Origin of the sequence: Pantoea sp. App145, from assembly GCF_047947045.1 — a bacterium.
Classification (GTDB): Bacteria; Pseudomonadota; Gammaproteobacteria; order Enterobacterales; family Enterobacteriaceae; genus Pantoea.
This window is the reverse complement of record NZ_CP133293.1, coordinates 61456-79293: the sequence shown is the minus strand read 5'-3', so window position 1 is coordinate 79293 and position 17838 is coordinate 61456. Positions and strand designations below refer to the sequence as shown.

17 protein-coding genes and 3 pseudogenes are annotated in these 17838 nt (G+C 52.6%); 15 read left to right on the top strand and 5 right to left on the bottom strand.

From position 1 onward, the window contains the following. Positions 1-93: 93 nt before the first annotated feature. The 11 genes and pseudogenes from RCF31_RS25275 to RCF31_RS25225 all read left to right on the top strand — a co-directional run. Positions 94-1275 (top strand): OmpP1/FadL family transporter, encoded by a 1182-nt coding sequence (locus tag RCF31_RS25275; RefSeq protein ID WP_416414423.1) that lies wholly within the window; start codon positions 94-96, stop codon positions 1273-1275. A 107-nt stretch (positions 1276-1382) separates the two neighbouring features. After that, positions 1383-2966 carry an arylsulfatase gene (locus RCF31_RS25270; protein WP_416414421.1) on the top strand — a complete coding sequence of 528 codons (1584 nt, stop codon included), beginning with the start codon at positions 1383-1385 and terminating at the stop codon, positions 2964-2966. Positions 2967-3020: 54 nt separating this feature from the next. After that, the gene (locus RCF31_RS25265) at positions 3021-4313 is read left to right on the top strand and encodes an anaerobic sulfatase maturase (protein ID WP_416414420.1); all 1293 of its coding nucleotides are present in this window, start codon (positions 3021-3023) and stop codon (positions 4311-4313) included. Continuing rightward, positions 4313-5308 carry an AAA family ATPase gene (locus tag RCF31_RS25260; RefSeq protein ID WP_416414418.1) on the top strand — a complete coding sequence of 332 codons (996 nt, stop codon included), beginning with the start codon at positions 4313-4315 and terminating at the stop codon, positions 5306-5308. Before RCF31_RS25265 ends, RCF31_RS25260 begins: the two co-directional genes overlap by 1 nt. After that, complete coding sequence (locus RCF31_RS25255; protein WP_416414538.1) at positions 5308-6234, top strand: DUF58 domain-containing protein; 927 nt, start codon at positions 5308-5310, stop codon at positions 6232-6234. Before RCF31_RS25260 ends, RCF31_RS25255 begins: the two co-directional genes overlap by 1 nt. Continuing rightward, on the top strand, positions 6215-6652 hold the full coding sequence (locus tag RCF31_RS25250; protein ID WP_416414417.1) for a DUF4381 family protein: 438 nt from the start codon (positions 6215-6217) through the stop codon (positions 6650-6652). The genes RCF31_RS25255 and RCF31_RS25250 overlap by 20 nt, the downstream gene beginning before the upstream one ends. Next, on the top strand, positions 6645-7622 hold the full coding sequence (locus RCF31_RS25245; RefSeq protein ID WP_416414416.1) for a VWA domain-containing protein: 978 nt from the start codon (positions 6645-6647) through the stop codon (positions 7620-7622). The genes RCF31_RS25250 and RCF31_RS25245 overlap by 8 nt, the downstream gene beginning before the upstream one ends. Next, positions 7619-9145 (top strand): VWA domain-containing protein, encoded by a 1527-nt coding sequence (locus tag RCF31_RS25240; protein ID WP_416414414.1) that lies wholly within the window; start codon positions 7619-7621, stop codon positions 9143-9145. The genes RCF31_RS25245 and RCF31_RS25240 overlap by 4 nt, the downstream gene beginning before the upstream one ends. Beyond that, complete coding sequence (locus tag RCF31_RS25235) at positions 9142-10158, top strand: oxygen tolerance domain protein (RefSeq protein ID WP_416414413.1); 1017 nt, start codon at positions 9142-9144, stop codon at positions 10156-10158. The genes RCF31_RS25240 and RCF31_RS25235 overlap by 4 nt, the downstream gene beginning before the upstream one ends. Then, on the top strand, positions 10158-11171 hold the full coding sequence (locus RCF31_RS25230; RefSeq protein WP_416414411.1) for an HAD family hydrolase: 1014 nt from the start codon (positions 10158-10160) through the stop codon (positions 11169-11171). Before RCF31_RS25235 ends, RCF31_RS25230 begins: the two co-directional genes overlap by 1 nt. A 48-nt stretch (positions 11172-11219) precedes the next feature. Further along, positions 11220-11681: pseudogene (locus tag RCF31_RS25225) on the top strand (mechanosensitive ion channel protein MscS); the annotation flags it as partial. A 148-nt stretch (positions 11682-11829) separates the two neighbouring features. Here the strand turns inward: RCF31_RS25225 and RCF31_RS25220 are convergent. Continuing rightward, positions 11830-12042, bottom strand: a complete 213-nt coding sequence (locus RCF31_RS25220; protein ID WP_416414410.1) for a hypothetical protein — start codon at positions 12040-12042, stop codon at positions 11830-11832. A 221-nt stretch (positions 12043-12263) separates the two neighbouring features. After that, positions 12264-12640: pseudogene (locus tag RCF31_RS25215) on the bottom strand (recombinase family protein); the annotation flags it as partial. Positions 12641-12673: 33 nt separating this feature from the next. On the opposite strand from RCF31_RS25215, the pseudogene umuC reads away from it, so the two are divergent. The 3 genes and pseudogenes from umuC to RCF31_RS25200 form a co-directional block, all read left to right on the top strand. Then, a pseudogene (gene umuC, locus RCF31_RS25210) lies at positions 12674-13705 on the top strand (translesion error-prone DNA polymerase V subunit UmuC); the annotation flags it as partial. 5 nt (positions 13706-13710) lie between these two features. Continuing rightward, on the top strand, positions 13711-14004 hold the full coding sequence (locus RCF31_RS25205; protein ID WP_416414409.1) for a hypothetical protein: 294 nt from the start codon (positions 13711-13713) through the stop codon (positions 14002-14004). Between the two features lie 26 nt (positions 14005-14030). After that, entirely contained in the window at positions 14031-14711 is a 681-nt protein-coding gene (locus RCF31_RS25200) for an SOS response-associated peptidase family protein (RefSeq protein WP_416414408.1), read from the top strand. Positions 14712-14771: 60 nt separating this feature from the next. Here the strand turns inward: RCF31_RS25200 and RCF31_RS25195 are convergent, their stop codons facing one another. Beyond that, entirely contained in the window at positions 14772-15404 is a 633-nt protein-coding gene (locus tag RCF31_RS25195; protein ID WP_416414536.1) for a DUF2913 family protein, read from the bottom strand. A gap of 66 nt (positions 15405-15470) precedes the next feature. Further along, complete coding sequence (locus tag RCF31_RS25190) at positions 15471-15797, bottom strand: hypothetical protein (RefSeq protein ID WP_416414407.1); 327 nt, start codon at positions 15795-15797, stop codon at positions 15471-15473. 416 nt (positions 15798-16213) lie between these two features. On the opposite strand from RCF31_RS25190, the gene RCF31_RS25185 reads away from it, so the two are divergent. Further along, positions 16214-16615, top strand: coding sequence for an H-NS family nucleoid-associated regulatory protein (locus RCF31_RS25185; RefSeq protein ID WP_416414405.1), 402 nt, complete (start codon positions 16214-16216; stop codon positions 16613-16615). 124 nt (positions 16616-16739) lie between these two features. Here the strand turns inward: RCF31_RS25185 and RCF31_RS25180 are convergent, their stop codons facing one another. After that, positions 16740-17000, bottom strand: coding sequence for a hypothetical protein (locus RCF31_RS25180; protein WP_416414403.1), 261 nt, complete (start codon positions 16998-17000; stop codon positions 16740-16742). Between the last annotated feature and the right edge of the window lie 838 nt (positions 17001-17838).

Genomic DNA, 17838 nt, shown 5'->3' with positions numbered 1-17838 from the left:
TTAGCCAGGCTTTGTCATGGCTGATACGGGTTGTTAATCGATTTTTCGCATTCATGTAACGCACTGTTCGTCAATGTTTTAAGCGAGAGTTTCATGCGCAAAATAATCGCCATGGCCTTTTTATTTAACCTTTCATCTGCTTACGCAAGTGGACTTTATCTATATGAAATTGGCACTGACGATATAGGGCTGGCTGGTGCCGGTCAGGCGGCGCGTGCGCAGGATGCCTCAACGCTATTTACCAATCCTGCTGGCATGACTCTGTTGCCAGAGAAAATGCTCACAGTGGGTGCCCAGGCACTTTATGGAGATGCCCCGTACCGCCTTGATGATGACGCAAAACTCAGCGGCAACAGCCCCGGCAATGTAATTGGCTGGTTTCCCGGCGGAAGTGCTTTTTACACGCAACGGATCAGCCCGACCGTCAGTGCCGGATTAGGATTCTATGGCAATTATGGCCTCGGCCTGCATTTCGGTGACTGGGCTGGTGACAATCTGATTAAAGACAGCACGCTGCTGGCCGTAACGCTGATGCCCGCGCTGGCGTGGCAAATCAATGATGCCTTGTCGCTGGGTGCGGGTGTCGGGATCAACTATGGCCTGCTGAAAATCAAGCGCGCCCGGGGCGATGAGCTATCCGATCATGACTGGGCGCTCAACGGCAAAATAGGTGCGTTATGGCAGTTTACCCCACAAACGCGTGCCGGATTAACTTATAACAGCCGGACCAATTATCATTTCAACGTTAACAACACAGTCCGTCTTGACCAGCTGAATAATTCCCCTTCCTGGACGTTGCCTGTTGCAGCCACCGTCAATACACCCCAACAAATCATGCTCAGCTTTTTCCATCAGTTGAACGATCGCTGGGCTGTCATGGGGGATGCGGGATGGCAGGACTGGAGCGATTACAGCAACAGCGAAATAACCGTGGCGGGCAATCAGGTGGGCGACAACGGGCGTCTGCGTGATACCTGGCACCTCGCACTCGGCACCCAGTTCAAACTCTCTGCTGACTGGACGTTAAACACCGGCGTTGCCTTTGACAGCAGCTTCTACCGCAACCAGCAGGATACCTCTCTGACGATGCCGTCTGGCGATACCTGGCGCTGGGGCGTTGGCGCGCGTTACCCACTCGATCCTGACAGCAGTATCGGCGCCGCCTTCGAATACGCGCACATTGACTCGTCACAGGTCGCATCGCCGCTGGTCAAAGGCCGCTATGACACTCCTGCTCTCTATTTCTTTGGCATCAACTACAGCCGGACGTTCTGACTCGGCCAACTAAGGAGGCGCATCACTTAACTTACTGTCGAACGATTTGACCGGGCGGGCGATACCTATGCCTTTCCTACGAGAGTCCACTTATCTGGAGCACAGAAATGTCAAAAGTGCCATTTTGCAAATCGCTGCTCGCCTCGATGTTGTCTGTTGCCTGCTGTGCGACCAGCGCTTATGCAGCCCAGGCCAGCAATACTACGACGGCGCCGGAGCAAAACAATCAGAAGCCCAACATTGTCGTGATATTTGGTGATGACATCGGGTACTGGAACCTAAGTACCTACAATCAGGGAATGCTGGGCTACCAGACGCCCAATATCGACAGCATTGCGGCCGAAGGAGCCAAGTTCACTTCTTACTATGCAGAGCAAAGCTCCACAGCCGGCCGTTCATCCTTCATTACCGGACAGATGCCGTTCCGTACCGGGATGAGTAAAGTTGGCATGCCCGGCGCACCGCAGGGACTGCAGAAAGAAGATCCTACCATTGCCAGCATCCTCAAGCAGCTTGGCTACGCTACCGGCCAGTTTGGTAAGAACCACCTTGGTGACCGCAACGAGTTTCTGCCTACCGCGCATGGTTTCGATGAGTTTATGGGTAACCTTTACCATCTGAATGCGGAAGAGGAACCGGAGAACCCGGATTACCCGCAAGATCCTGAATACAAAAAACAGTTCGGCCCGCGTGGCGTCATTAAGTCCAGCGCGGACGGGAAAGTTGAGGACACGGGTCCACTCAACGTCAAGCGTATGGAAACCGTGGATGAAGAGACGCTGGCGGCAAACAACGACTTTATGGAGCGGCAGGTCAAAGCCAACAAGCCGTTCTTCACCTGGTACAACACCACGCGTATGCATAACAAAACCCATATAAAACCGGCCGATAAAGGCGTGACCGGACTGGGTGACTACGCTGACGGAATGGTGGAGCACGACAAAATCGTCGGTGAAGTACTGAAGAAAATCAAAGACCTCGGCATTGAAAACAACACCATTGTTGTTTACACCACCGATAACGGCCCGATGACGGCCACCTGGCCAGATGCCGGTATCACACCGTTCCGTGGTGAGAAAAACACCGGCTGGGAAGGCGGGTTCCGCGTACCGGCGATGGTCAAATGGCCGGGGCATATTAAGCCAGGCACGCTGATCAATGACATCTTCGGCAGTAATGACTGGTTCCCGACGCTGGTTGCTGCAGCGGGCGTGCCGGACATTAAACAGCAGTTACTCAAGGGTTATAAAACCAGTGCTATGACCTACAAAGTGCATCTGGATGGTTATAACCAGCTTGATTTCATCACCGGTAAAACGCAGGAGGATCCGCGCAAAGAATTCTTCTACTGGAGTGATGACGGTGATCTGCTGGCGATGCGCTACGGTCGCTGGAAGGCACACTTCATGATTCAGGAACGTTCAGGCATGGATGTGTGGAAATACCCGTTCGTCAAACTGCGTGTGCCATTGATCTTTGATCTGAAAATCGATCCGCTGGAAAAAGGTACCGATGGCATGGATTACAACCACTGGTTCTATGACCGCCTGTTCCTGCTGGGCGGTGCGCAGAAATATGCCACTGAAATGCTGCAAAGCTTCAAAGAGTTCCCGCCGCGTCAGAAACCGGGTTCATTCACCGTGTCTGATGTTTCGAAACTCATCGAGGAAGGCAGTCCGGCTACCAACTGATGCTCTGACCACAACACCGGGTGAACTACTTCACCCGGTATTCAGGAGGCGTTCATGAAATACAGCACAACGTTGCCGGTTAAACCGCTGCCTACGGCGGAAAAGTTCAGTGGCAAGGGGCCGGCTTACACCCGACGCTTTCACGTGATGGCAAAACCCACCGGGTCACGCTGCAATATCGACTGCAACTACTGCTTTTACCTGCATAAAGAACAGCTACTGGAACAGGACAGACACAGCGGCATGAGCGATGAGGTGCTGGAGACCTTCATCCGACAATATATCGACAGCCAGGATGGCGAGCAGGTGGTTTTCTCCTGGCAAGGCGGCGAACCGACACTGATGGGGCTGGAGTACTTTGAAAAAATCGTGGTACTGCAAAAGAAATATCAGAAACCGGGTCAGCGCATTGAAAACGATCTGCAGACCAACGGTATTCTGATAAATGACCACTGGGCGCGCTTTCTGCGTCAGCACAATTTCCTGGTCGGCATTTCGATTGATGGCCCGGCTGAATTGCACGATCGCTACCGCGTGACGCGCAGCGGTAAACCCACGTTTGAAAAAGTGATGGCGGGCGTTGCCGCCTTGAAGCGTCATCATGTTCCCTTTAACGCTCTGGTTACCGTCAACCGCACCAACGCGCGCTTCCCGCTTGAGGTTTATCGTTTTCTGACGCGCGAACTGGGTGCCACCTATATCCAGTTCAACCCCTGCGTTGAGCCGGTTGATTTCAAGCAAACGGCTCCGCAGTTCTGGCACGACGTCACCATCCCGGTAACTGGTTCACGCCGCGCGCGCCCCGGCGATCTCGACTCCATCGTCACCGACTGGTCTGTCGATCCGGATGACTGGGGACGCTTTCTGATTGCGGTTTTCGAAGAGTGGGTGAACAACGATTTAGGCCGCGTGCAGGTCAATCTGTTTGAAACCGCGGTGGCGCAGACCATGGGCATGCCCGCGCAAATTTGTGTCACCTCCGAGTTTTGCGGCAAAGGTCTGGCGATTGAGAAAAATGGCGACATCTTCTCCTGCGATCACTACGTCTATCCCGAATACAAATTAGGCAATGTGCAGAACACCAAACTGGCGCACATGGCCTTTTCCGAGCGGCAAAAAGCCTTTGGTTTAGGTAAGCGCGATACGCTGCCCGCTGCCTGCAAACGCTGTCCTTACCTGAAACTCTGTTATGGCGAATGCCCGAAAAACCGCATCGTCAGGAGCGAAGAAGGCGAGCTGGGCATGAATTATCTCTGCCCCGGCATTAAAGCGTTCTTTGATTATGCGCAGCCGATGCTGGTAGGCATCGCCACGCTGCTGGAACGTCAGACGGTGGAACCTGCCTAATGAATAATCGTGAAAAGCTGCTGGCGCTGGAAGCCAGTATGAATCAGCAGGTGATTGGACAGCAGGAGCTGGTGCGGATGCTGATCGTCGCCTTGCTGTGTGACGGACATGTGCTGCTGGAGGGCTTACCGGGTCTGGCGAAAACCCGTGCGGTGCGGGAACTGGCGCGTCACATCGAAGGCGAATTCCGTCGCATTCAGTTCACGCCAGACCTGCTGCCTTCCGACATTACCGGCAGCGAAATTTACCAGCAAAATGCCACGCGCGAAGAGGATCAGTTTCGTTTTCGTCCCGGGCCGGTATTCGGTAACATTATCCTCGCTGATGAGATCAACCGTGCCTCAGCCCGCGTGCAGTCGGCGCTGCTGGAGGCTATGGAAGAGCGCCACGTGACCGTTGCGGGCAAAACCTGGCCGCTGCCGGGGATATTCATGGTGCTGGCGACACAAAACCCGGTCGATCAGGAAGGCACCTGGCCGTTACCCGAAGCCCAACTCGACCGTTTTCTGATGAAGGTGATCGTTGATTACCCATCGAAAGAGAATGAGCAGTTGGTGATGCAGCTGGTGCGTGCTGAGCAGCAGGCAAAATACCAGGCTGCGCAGCATGAAACGCCGCCACCAGAAACTGGCTTGCTGATCAGCCAACAGAACATCGCCGATTGCTGGCGTGAAATTGCCACGGTTTATGTGGCACCCACCGTCGAGCAATATATCGTTAATCTGGTGGAAATGACGCGTCATCCCGATCAGGTCAGCGATGCCTTTGCGAGTTATATCAGCCTCGGCATCAGCCCGCGAGGTACGCTGGCCTTGGATCGCTGTGGTCGCGCCTGCGCGTGGCTGGATGGTCGTGATGCGGTGTTGCCAGAAGATATTCAACGCATCGCACCGGCCGTGCTGCGCCATCGACTGCTGCTGAGCTATCAGGCCAACGCCGATAACTGCACGGCCGATCAGGCGATCGCCATGCTTCTTAATGCAGTGGTGGCATGATGCCGCAGCCGCTGACGCTGGAAATGGCCGATCTGATGGCGCTGGCTGGTGACGCTCAGCGACTCGATAATCCGCCGGGGCAAATCTCACCCGGCGCGTTAACCGGTGAGCGCGTATCCCGCCACCAGGGACGCGGCCTGAACTTCGACAGCCTGCGTCGCTATCAGCCGGGCGATGACATCAGGTTGATTGACTGGAAAGCCACCGCGCGCCTGCGTACACCTTGGGTCCGCCTCTATAATGAAGAGCGCGAACGCCCGGTATTCCTTCTTGTGGATCAGCGTCTGGAGATGTACTTCGGTACCCGGCTGCAGATGAAATCAGTGGCCGCCGGGAATATTGCCGGATTGCTGGCATGGCGAAGCTGGCATGATGGTGATCGGCTGGGCTGCGCGATATTGGGCGATGATGAACTGGCGCTGCATCCGTGTCGCGCGCCTAAACGCAACCTGATGCCGATCCTTACTGACCTTCAACGCATCAATGCACAGCTTCCCGCACATTATGCGCAACACCCTCGCCAAACCGTCTCCCTGTCAGACGCGCTGCAACGTATCGTCCGACTGCTGCCCTCCGGCTGCTGGTTGGGGATTATCAGTGATTTTCACGACCTTGATGCGCGCTGTGATGCGGTGCTGGCTCACCTGCGCCGCCGTTGCGAAATTACCGCCTACGTCACGCTTGATGATCTTCATCGCCGCCTGCCGCCGCGCGGCCAACTGGCGGCTTATTACCAGGACGTCAGCACCACACTCAATCTCACCTCACAGCTCAGCGATCGGGTTCACCAAAGCGTCACCGAGCGTCTGTCGCAGCAGCAGCGCCGGTTACAGCGCCTGGGCGTCACGGTAAAAACCGTGGTTACCGGTGAGGTGATTCTGCCGCAGCTTCAACAGGAGGACGTGCATGCTGGCAAAAGGATTTAGCACGCCGGAACTGGCACATCCTGCTTTACCTGGCGCCGCCTCATGGTTCCCGTTACCGGCAGGCTGGATGGTGCTCGGCGTGATGCTGTTGCTGGCGATGTCAATTGCCCTGCTGATAGGGCTAGCCCGCTTTCGCCGCAATCGCTGGCGCCGCGAAGCGAGAAAACAGCTTGAGCAACAGCAGGTAGATGGCTGGATTGCACTGATTAAGCGGGTGCTGCTGGTGCAACACCCGCGCGCCCAAGTCAGCCAGTGGCAAACGCCTGAACAACTTCTGGCACAGACATCGCTGGACGAAGAATTGCGCACGTTGATGTGTCGTCACTATTGTCAGCCGGACAATCAGCTGGAAAGCAGTATCAATCAGCGTATTTCTCAGCAGTTACGCCACTGGCTGGAGACGCTGCCTTATGTCTGAGTTTATTTCGCGCATCGATTTTGCCTGGCCGTGGGCGGGCGTGCTGCTGTTTTTACCGTTGCTGACTCATTATCTGCTTCCTGCAAAGCAGCCAGTGACTGAACAGGTTCGGGTCCCTTTTTTACCGGAACTGGCTGAAGCCCTTCAACTCTCAGCGCCCGCACCGCAAGCCAGCTGGCAATATCGGCTGCTGTTCTGGGCGGTATGGATATTAATGATTGCTGCACTTGCCCGGCCGGAATATCTGATGCCGCCAAAAACGCTGATAAAACCCATGCGCAATATTGTGCTGATTCTCGATGTTTCCGGCTCAATGGAAAAAAACGACGGTCAGAATGGTCAGTCGCGCTTACAGGCGGTTCAGCAAACGGTGCGTACCTTTATCAGCCAGCGCAAAAATGATCGTATCGGTCTGGTTATTTTTGCCAGTCAGGCGTGGCCTTTTGCGCCGATCAGCGAAGATAAGCAGGCGCTACAGTCGCGCATCAGCCAGCTCGCACCGGGCATGATTGGTCAGCAAACGGCAATAGGCGATGCGCTGGGCGTGGCGGTGAAACTGCTGGATCACAGTCTAGAAGCCGACGCGTCTAAAATGGCGATTCTGCTGACAGATGGCAACGATACCGCCTCTCAATTGCAACCCACGCTCGCTGCGCAACTCGCCGCCGCGCATCACGTTATGGTGCACACCATCGCCTTTGGCGATGTTAACAGCAGCGGTGAGGATAAAGTCGATACGGCGCTGCTGGAAAACATTGCTCATATCACCGGCGGTAACGCGTGGCGCACCGCCACCAACCGCGATGCGCTGGCGCAGGTCTGGCAGCAAATTGATGCGCAGACGCCGCAACAGGTGAAAACGCTAGGTTTATCCTGGCATCGCCCGCTTTTTATCTGGCCGTTAGCCCTCGCGCTACTTGTGCTACTACTGTTTGCCATTAGCAGCACCATGATGAGGCGACGCACATGAGCGATTTCCACTTCATTTATCCCTGGCGATTACTGGTTTTGCTGCTTTGTCCGCTGCTCTATCTTTTGGCCCAGCGTTCAGGCAGTGCCTGGCATCGTGTAATGGACAAGCCGTTTGCGGATGCGTTGATAAAAGGTCAGCGCGTGCGGGCGCGACAGGTGCTGCCGTGGCTGTTTGCCTTAGGTGTTCTGGCGTTAGCCGGCCCGAGCTGGCAACGCGACTTGCCTGCCGCCTTTACGCCAGAAAACAATGTGATGGTAATAATGCAGCAGGATCTCAGCATGCTGGCGCAGGATGTGCCGCCTGACCGTCATCAGCGTATGCAGCAGAAAATTGCCGCGCTGATGGCGCAACTGCCTGGCAGCCACTTTGGTTTAGTGGTTTACAGCGCGCATGCCTGGCTCACCACGCCACTGACCAATGATGCGGATTTTTATAACCTCTTCCTGATGGCCCAGCAGCCCACGCTGGTGCCACAGGGCGAGGGTTCAGGACTACGGCAGGCGATTGCCCTTGCGCTTAAAAATCTGCCTTCAACGCCTGACGCTCCACGCGCGCTGATACTGGTTGCTGATAGTGTCGCGCAACAGGATGCAGACTGGCTGCGGCAGCAAAATCTGCCGCTGCAGATCTGGGTGGCGGGCACGGCCAACGGCGGCAGATTGCCGGAAGCGCAGGCGTCGCAGGGCATTGATACGCGACTTAACGTCGCGCGCTTCGAGCAAATTCGCGAGGGCGGCATTCCGGTGACGCTGGTCTCAGCCGAAGATGATGATCTGCGCGCGGTCAACGGTAACATTCAGCAGAGCGTGACGACGCAACAGAACAGCAGACAGGATCTGCAGTGGAAGAACAGCGGCTATCTGCTGGTCATCCCCATGCTGCTGCTGTTGCTGATGTGGCGGCAACAGCTGCTCTGTCTGGCTTTCGTGATGCTGCCGTTAATTATCTGGTCTCCCGGCAGTTCAGCCGCACTGGTGGACGCCTGGATCCGCCCCGATGTACAGGGACAATTCGCTTTCAGTCACGGTAACTATGATGCCGCCGCACAGCATTTTCAGGATCCGTTGCGGCGGGGTATTGCCTTCTATTACGCGCAGGATTACGTCTCAGCGCTGGGTGCTTTTCGTCAGGTTCCCGCCACGGCTGAAAGTCTGTTGTGGATTGGCAACTGTTATGCTCAGCAAAAATCCTGGCAGCAGGCGCTGAACAGCTACGATCAGGCACTGAGTTTACGGCCTGAATGGCCAATAGCTCAGGAGAACCGGGCGAAGATTGCTCATATCATCATGCAGTTGCGACAGAAAGAACGCGACCGGCAGGCAGATCAGCATGAGCAAAAAGATGAAGACCCTGACGCCATCAAGCACGATCTCAAACCCGATCAGGGCGTGAACCAGCTGGATATGAAGCCCATCGCCTCCGCCGCGCCCTCGGCTGAACAGTGGTACAGCAATCTGACCCTTTCGCCCGGCGGTTTACTGGAAAATCTCTACCACTCAGCGCCGGCGGAGGCACCATGAAGCGACTTCTGCTTTGTCTGCTATTACATCTTAGCCTGCCAGTGGGCGCCGAAATGACCATGACGCGTGAGTTGATTGCGCCGGAACAAATGGTGCCGGGACAGCCGATCACGATTGCTGTGACCTTCTGGACGGACAGCTGGTTTAATCCGCCGCCGCAATGGCCGGAAATGGTGATTGAAAACGGAAACCTGCTTAACACGCCGCTGCCCAACCAACTGGTTACGCGCAATAACGACGGTATCAGCTGGAGCGGCATCCGCATGGAACGTCAGGTTATGGCGTGGGATCAGGGCGACCTGCGTTTTCCGGCAGCAGATGTGGTGATTCGTTCGGCGAATCAGCCGCCAAAAACGGTGTCGCTACCGGTCCTGCAGAAGTCAGTCAACTGGCCCGCCGATGTGCGTCAGCCGGACCGTTTTTTACCCGCCAGCAGTCTTGAACTCTCGCAGCAATGGCAACTTTATTGCGCAACTGAAGATAAGCAGTTACATGTCGGTGATGTGATTGAGCGCGTGGTGACATTGCGCGCCACCGATGTGATTGCGGTGCAAATCCCGCAGCTGCTGTATGCCATTCCCGGTTCCGGTGCGCAACGTTTGCCGCCGATCAACAGCAACCTGACACAAGGACGGGATGAGATTGTCGGCGTGCAGCGTAAAGAACGGCTGCGTTATCTGCCTTCTCAGCCAGGCGAACTGGTGGTCCCGCCTTTGCGTTTACGTTGGTGGGATACGCGCCAGCATCAGTGGCAACTGGCCGAATTACCCGGTGCGCATTACACCATTGCGGCTGCGCGTCAGGCTGGCAGTGAACAGACACTGAAAGCGCGTGCTCCGACGCACTGGAAGCCGCTGTTTATGGGATCGGCGACGCTACTGGCGCTGCTGCTTCTGGGTTTCTTTTTCCGGCACCTCCTGAGCCATATCCTGCAACGGCTGGTCCATCAAACGCGGGAATACTGGCGGATCGTCCCGCTGCCCGACCTCATTCCGACCAAAAGGAAAAGATGATGAAATTAAAACCTCTGCTGGCATTGCTGATTACTGCTCATATTGGTCCGGCTTTTGCGGCAGACGACCCGCTCAGTGCCTGGAATGATGGTCACGCCAAACAGGCGATTGAGACGTGGGTGAACGAAACCACCACAGCGAAGAGCAAGGACTTCATTCCTGTCAGTCAACGTTATGTGGTATTTGATAATGACGGCACATTGTGGCCGGAAGCGCCGCTGACCTTCCAGTTGCAGTTCGTGATAGATGAAATCAAACGCCTCGCCCCGCAGCATCCGGAATGGAATAGCGATGCATTGGTGCAGGCAGTGATTAACGACGATATGAAAACCGTGGCTCAGGCTGGCAAAAAGGGGCTGATGCAGCTGATGGCTCTGACACACAGCGGTATGACAACGGAAGAATTTAGCCAGCGCGTCAGTAACTGGGTCGATAGCCACCGGCATGCACGTTTCGGCTGTCGCTATGATCAACTCGGCTATCAGCCGATGCGCCAGCTGCTCGATTATCTGCGCGCTAACGGGTTCAAAACCTGGATTGTGTCGGGCGGCGGCATCGATTTTATGCGCGTACTTGCCGAAAAAATGTACGGCATCCCGCCCGAACAGGTTGTTGGCTCCTTTTCGCTGAGTGAGTTCTCTCTGACAAACAACGGAACGCAATTGCGTAAAACCATGAACGGCGCGTTTTACGATGACGAAGCGATGAAACCGGTCGCCATCCATCTGTTCATGGGGCGGTATCCGGTCGGTGCCTTCGGTAACAGCGACGGCGATGTGCCGATGCTTCAGTACACCTCTGCGAATCCGACGTACAAATCCTTTGGTTTACTGGTTCATCACACCGATGCTGCGCGTGAATATGCCTACGACGCGCATCCGCCCGCCAGTGGCAAACTTATTAGCGGGCTCAAACTGGCACCGCAAAAGGGTTGGGTCATCGTCGATATGAAGAAAGAGTGGAAAACGGTGTTTGACCCTGCGCAATGTGCCGCGACTCAAGGTAATCAGTGAGTGGCTTAGCCGGGTGACTAATTATGGCCGAAACAGGCCGGGAGAAATATGAGCTGGGTGTTGCGGCTGTTCCCATGGACGCGGATTTGGAGCATGGAGCTGGGAGGTTATGCGGTAGGGTTGTTGCAACGTCTCGGGTTGGCAATCCTTTCCGTGCTGCCGGGTATGCTGATTGTTGTTGTCATCTTTCTGATCACGACGCTGGTGACGCGATTGCTCCGGCTGGTGCTAAGACGCGTTGAGACCGGGCAGTTACACCTGCCGGGCCTGCATCCGGATACCGTTGGCGTCACCTGGAAACTCATCAGCGTTGTCATCTGGTTATTCGCCTTATCGGCGGCGTATCCGTTTTTACCTGGCGCTAATTCGCTCGCCTTCAAAGGAATTAGCGTTTTCTTCGGACTGATGCTGACGCTGGGCTCGGCAGGCGTGATGAACCATGCCATGAGCGGCCTGGTGCTGACCTATTCCCGCGTGCTGCGAAAAGGCGAAGTTATTAGGATTGCCGATCAAACCAGTGTCAAATGATCAGAACTACGCATCAGACACTCAGCGTTGAAGGTTGTTACGTAATGCCCCCCTCCCCTCTCTCTACAACAGCACAAGAAAAGCATATCGCTTATTGATATCCGGCCTTCCCTTAGACCCTTGCAAAAAATTAGCCGGAGCTACCTTTACGCATCCAGAAAAGCGCATCATCAATGACGCGCGTGACCGCCGGAAGCTCGCACACACGCTTTTTCTTTTCCAGCATGGTCACGATGTCTTCACTGCTAACAATTAAGCCACGATCTATCAGTTCGAGTACGGCTTCGCCGATGACTCCTGTCAGTAAAGGGGCTAAAGTCGCCCCAGTAGATGCCCTCTCCATTCCCACCCCCTCCACGCAACTGGAAAATTCTTATTTTAATATATTTATACTGAAATTTGATTAGTATTAAATATTTTCAGAAAAGTGAGGGTTTCAAAAAGGATCGATGTTAAAAAGAGCGGTTTGAAATTTACTTTAACTACATAATTAAATACGAACATTCACTATTGGATTTAAGCGGACACTTACTGAGATGCAACTCGCGGGCGAGCATCAGCGTCTTACATTGCCGCTATCACCCTGAGGATGATTTGCCGTTTGATGTTAAATTCAGGGGCGATCACGCTGATGCTTTTCCCTTCACTGAGACGCAGGTTTATCTATCATCCATAACATGCGGGCGCCTGAAACGTTTTCCGAATGCCTTAGTCCACGCGATACCAGCATATGTACGTTCAGGTATCAGATCACATTCTAATCCAGAAACCGCAGATATTAACTGTATAGCCATCTTTCGTGCCGGGCTGACGAGTTATACCTCACCCAGCGTCTGGCAGTGTAGCCGTATTTCTGACGGAGAAAGCAGCTCAACGATCTTTCTGATATCAATTGCGTTGCGTCCGAGGCGATCCATCGTCGTTACTACTAAAACGTCACCCTTAAAGCTGTGGTATTTCCATTCCACATAAATGCCGATATGAGCAAGCGCGTGATGACCACGCTTGAGGAGATGGCCCCTTCCGTTGAGATTTACTCGATTGACGAGGCTTTCATGAATCTGACCGGCGTACGTAACTGCATGGAGCTGGAAACGTTTGGCAGGATGATCAGGGAACGGGTGTCAAGGGATACGCATCTGACCGTTGGCGTGGGCATAGCCCCGACAAAGACGCTGGCGAAACTGGCCAACCATGCCGCTAAAAAGTGGAGTAAAACCGGCGGTGTGGTTGACCTGTCAAATGTTAATCGGCAGCGAAAGCTGATGGCTCAGGTTCCGGTGGATGATGTCTGGGGGATCGGACGCCGTATTGGTAAAAAACTCAATCTGATGGGGATCGAAACTGCGCTGGAGCTGGCAGAGAGTTCCGCCTGGGTGATGCGTAAGCATTTTACTGTGGTGATGGAACGAACCATACGGGAGCTGCGTGGCGAATCCTGTCTTGCGCTTGAAGAGTATGCCCCGACAAAGCAGCAGATTATCTGCTCACGATCGTTCGGCTCCCGCATCACGAATTATATGGATATGCGTCAGGCCGTGTGTGCCTATGCCGAACGGGCGGCTGAAAAGCTTCGTGAAGAGAAGCAATACTGCCGGCAGATATCCGTTTTTCTGCGCACCAGCCCGCATGCAGAAAATGAAGTGTTTTACGGCAACCAGGCGACGGGCCGCTTGCTCACTCCGTCAAATGATACGCGTGACATTGTGCGTGTTGCGATGGATGCACTCGATCGTATCTGGATTGACGGTCATCGTTACATGAAAGCTGGCGTAATGCTGGGGGATTTTTTCAGACAGGGCGTGGCGCAGCTCAATCTCTTTGACGAATACAGTCCACAGGCCAACAGTGAGGCGCTGATGCGCGTCATTGACGGCCTCAATCAAAGCGGGAAGGGAAAAATATGGTTCGCAGGACAGGGGATTCAGAAAGCATGGGCAATGAAACGGGAAATGTTATCTCCGGCATACACAACAAGGTATGCCGAACTGCCCGTCGCGAAGTGACGTTTGTGATGAAAAAGCTGGCGCAGATCCTGCCTACCAGCAAAACCTGTTATCTGGTCGAGTGTGGCGGAGAGCGCTGCATCATTGACGAGTACAAATCCCCTGGTGATGGCAGCAGAGTGTTGCTGGAGATATCCGGTAATTATGAATGGGGAACGATGCTTATTAACCCATGGCGTATCGTCACTGATAGCGGTCAGGTCCTGGCGGAAGATATACGTATAGTGGGTGTGGTAACCCATGAGATAAAACGAATCAGTAATATCCCGTATCGCGTTGCCCTGCCGGAGTCTGTATAGCGCTATCCTTTAATCAGGAGGTGGCTATGTGTGGACGCTTCGCCCAGTACCGCAGCCGGGATGATTATTTTGAAGCTGCGGGTATCAGGCCTGATGAGATACTTTATGACCCTGAGCCGATCGGGCGCTTCAATGTTGCCCCCGGTACACGGGTATTGCTGCTTAATGCCAGGAATGAAGGTCTATTCCTCGACCCTGTATTCTGGGGTTACGGTCCGGAATGGTGGCAGAAGCAGCCTCTCATCAATGCCCGCGGCGAGACAGCCGCCTCCAGCCGTATGTTTAAGCCGCTCTGGAATCACGGCCGCGCGATAGTGCCAGCTGATGGCTGGTTCGAATGGAAACGAGAGGGAAATAAAAAACAGCCCTACTTCATATATCGCGCCGATAAGCAGCCACTATTTTTTGCTGCTATTGGCAAGGCACCATGTAATGAAGATCATGGCCATGAAGGATTCGTGATTGTCACGGCGGACAGTAATCAGGGCATGGTCGACATCCACGATCGGCGGCCACTGGCACTTTGTCCAGACGCAGTACGGGAATGGCTGAGTAATGAAACCCGTTCAGAACGCGCTGAAGAGATCATTCACCATGGTGTTCTTCCTGAAACAGCATTTGCCTGGCATCCGGTGAGTCGGGCCGTCGGCAATATACGTAATCATGGGGAAAATCTAATAGCCAGAATTGAAAACCCGGAAATATGACAGCAGCCTGTTGAACATACCCCTGTCGCCCTCTTATAACCACCCAACCCGAGTACATGCTTAAGGGCCATCAGCCGGGCATACAGAACCGAAGTTTTCAGCGTTGGCCAAAAGCAAATACTCCGATGAGGATTTGTCCCCGTCAGCAAGTTTACGACGCCATCCACAACGGTTTAACAGTTTATCCAGCCCTGCCAGGTTGCCAGTGAGTCTTGCTGTAAGGGGGGTAATTTGCCTGCCTTCATCATCGAACGCTGTATTTAGTGATGTTCGGGGCAGATAAATACCATTTACATTCTGGTTTATCGGTACAGCGTTGCGCCCGGACCACTCTCTGTCACTGAGTAGCCGATATACCCATTGCATTTGTTTGGCAGTTTCGATCGCATAGGTCAGACGGAATAAATCATTCTGTTGTGTCAGGTCGCCGGTGCATGAGCGCCAGAGATAATCGAGTTTATGCCGTAGTCTGGCTCTTATGCCGAGCATCCTGCCCTGCTTCAGTAACCATTGAATATCTGTCGCCACTTCACGTGGGAAACGATGTTGTTTGAGAGCAGTGGCCAGCCAGCGTGTCAGAAAAATATTCTCCTGAGACTCGGAACTTACCTGTCCGTCATGCCTGGCCAGCTCAAGAGCAACCAGAGCGCACCATGCCAGATGCCCCGATTTTTCTGTTATCGATTCAGTCATCACACGTTACCCCTCCCTGTAATTAAGAACTGCTCCAGTATTGCCCCGACCTGTGCGCTGATGGGGTTATTCATATTGAAAATCGATGTCGATATTTTCTTCAGCAACATTCACAGTAATCGAGCATCTGGTCCAGATTGCCATACCCCTGTTCGTATTTTCTTCGATAAAAATGCGTTGTAACTCTCTTAGTGCATCAGACAGGTCGGCTACGGCAAGCGGATCAGGATCAAACCAGTCTGGTTCACTATCTGCGTCCAGGTAATCGAATTCAAATTCACCACCATCCTCTTCCGGAAATAGTGTTGCTTTTACGTACAGCCCGGTAGCATTGTCCGGACCACAGCTAAAAACGATTTGTCCGATTTTTTGATACAAATCTTCAATCTGCATTGTATTCCTTTAATCAACTATCTTTGTTGCCAGATCAATCTGTTTTTTATCGTATGAATGGGAGGAGGTTACTTAATCAACGAGAACAATCGTTCGCCATTCATCTCAGGAGAAATGGGATTTTATCATCGTGAATGATTTGTGACTTCGTTTACAGTCCTGAATCATAGATAAAATTACGTTTCCTTGCAGTAATTCAGATTTTTTCTGATACAAATAGTCCGGTTACAGAGTAACTAAGGTAATTTAAAGAACTCTCTAACGAACCAGAATAAAAATCAGACTTTTTGTCATTTATTGCATTACCTTCTACTTTTCTGTAATGTACCAGCTGTATATAATCCAATCAAAGCAGTCTTCATAATCATGAGGACATTATTAGTTGATTTTCTATAACCCAGATTCTGGAGACGGACATGAGTGAGTCACTTAAAGCGCTAAATAATATTCGTACACTGCGTGCGCAGGCACGTGAGCTGGCACTTGTTGATCTTGAAGAAATGCTGGAAAAATTCAGTGTTGTTGTAGCTGAACGTCGTGAAGAAAGTCATGCGGAAGAAGCAGCCGGTCGCGAGAAAGCCGAGAAACTGGCTAAATATCGTGAAATGCTTCTGGAAGAAGGCATTGACCCAACTGAATTGCTGGGCTCCCTGCAAGGCACAGGCAAACCGCGTGCTAAACGTGCCCCTCGCCCGGCCAAGTATAAATATACCGATGAAAATGGCCAGGAGAAAAACTGGACTGGTCAGGGACGTACACCAGCTCCGATTAAAGCAGCAATCGAAAGCGGTAAATCTCTGGATGATTTCCTGATTTAAAAAGCTCTTTTTTGCCACTTCCCGATTGTTAACACTTGGTTCAGGCCAGCAGATATCGATCTCATTCACATATCTGCTGGTTTTCCACGGAGTTCCTGTCTGAAAAACCCTTAGCGTTCTACCTTCATTTCTCATCAAGTGTCGCTTCTTCAAAAACATCAATAACTTTTCCCTCTTCATCAAGGCAGATAGTAATGCGCCCTTCTACAATATTTTGAATGAGTAAATCGCCTTTACGATAAATCTGACAGGTTTTTCCGATGAGTTCTTTTCCAAGCGATTGACGACTGGAAACAGACCGGGGCCATAATATTTCATTATCTTCTGTTGTTATAAGCATCCCTGATGCTTTCAGCCCATGGCCACGGAACGGGTCTGTTATCATTCATGTCACTTTCTCCTGTCAGTTTAAATCGATTGAATAATATAAGCATGATTATCAAATGCGGTAAATTTGCTAAGTTCAATTTTGGGATATCTTTCCGATTCAGAAGAGCTGAGTTGATCGCCGACTTATCCCTGATAAGCCTGACAACCTGTCTGTCGTAATTTACTTAACACTAAGCCCGACGCCCCGGTGAGCTGATTTCGTGGCGCTTGCGACACGTAAGCAGTGATTTCCGGGGTCTTGCCTTTTCTGTTCAAAAGGACAGAAAAGGTTAGAGGCTTAGTTACAACAGACATTCACAGAAACTAAACACATACGGGCCTACGGCCCGGCGGGGCGGCCTGTTAATGAGCACTCGGAATTTCAGAACACCCTGATCCCTGTCTGAGAGGGGCTCGATGCTAAGGATTTTCTCCGGGACTTGCGTGGAGGGGCAAGGTGCTGGATTTGGGTCGGTGTTTACACGTAATAGTCTTTTGCTTGTTGTAACTAATGTGGGGTTCTAAGTTACTTCGTATCATAATACGCCCCGCATTTTAACCTTTACTCCCGCTGCAGCAGAATAAGTTTGAGATGAGCAGTGTTAATGTGTAATCTCTCGAGACTAAAAATGAGCACGATGATTTGAAGACTGGAATTAATTTCTTAGGAATAGCAAAGTGAATGACTTTAAAACATTGTCTGGTTATGTATTGAAGGGTTTTTGGTGCGTTCTTGTTTTCACAACGGTTTTGCTAATTTGTGGAGGAGTGTCAGATTTACTTTTTTATCTTGGATTGCTCGGATGCGTATTTTCTGCTGCGTGGGCCTACCTACTACATCTGCTCGCTTGCGC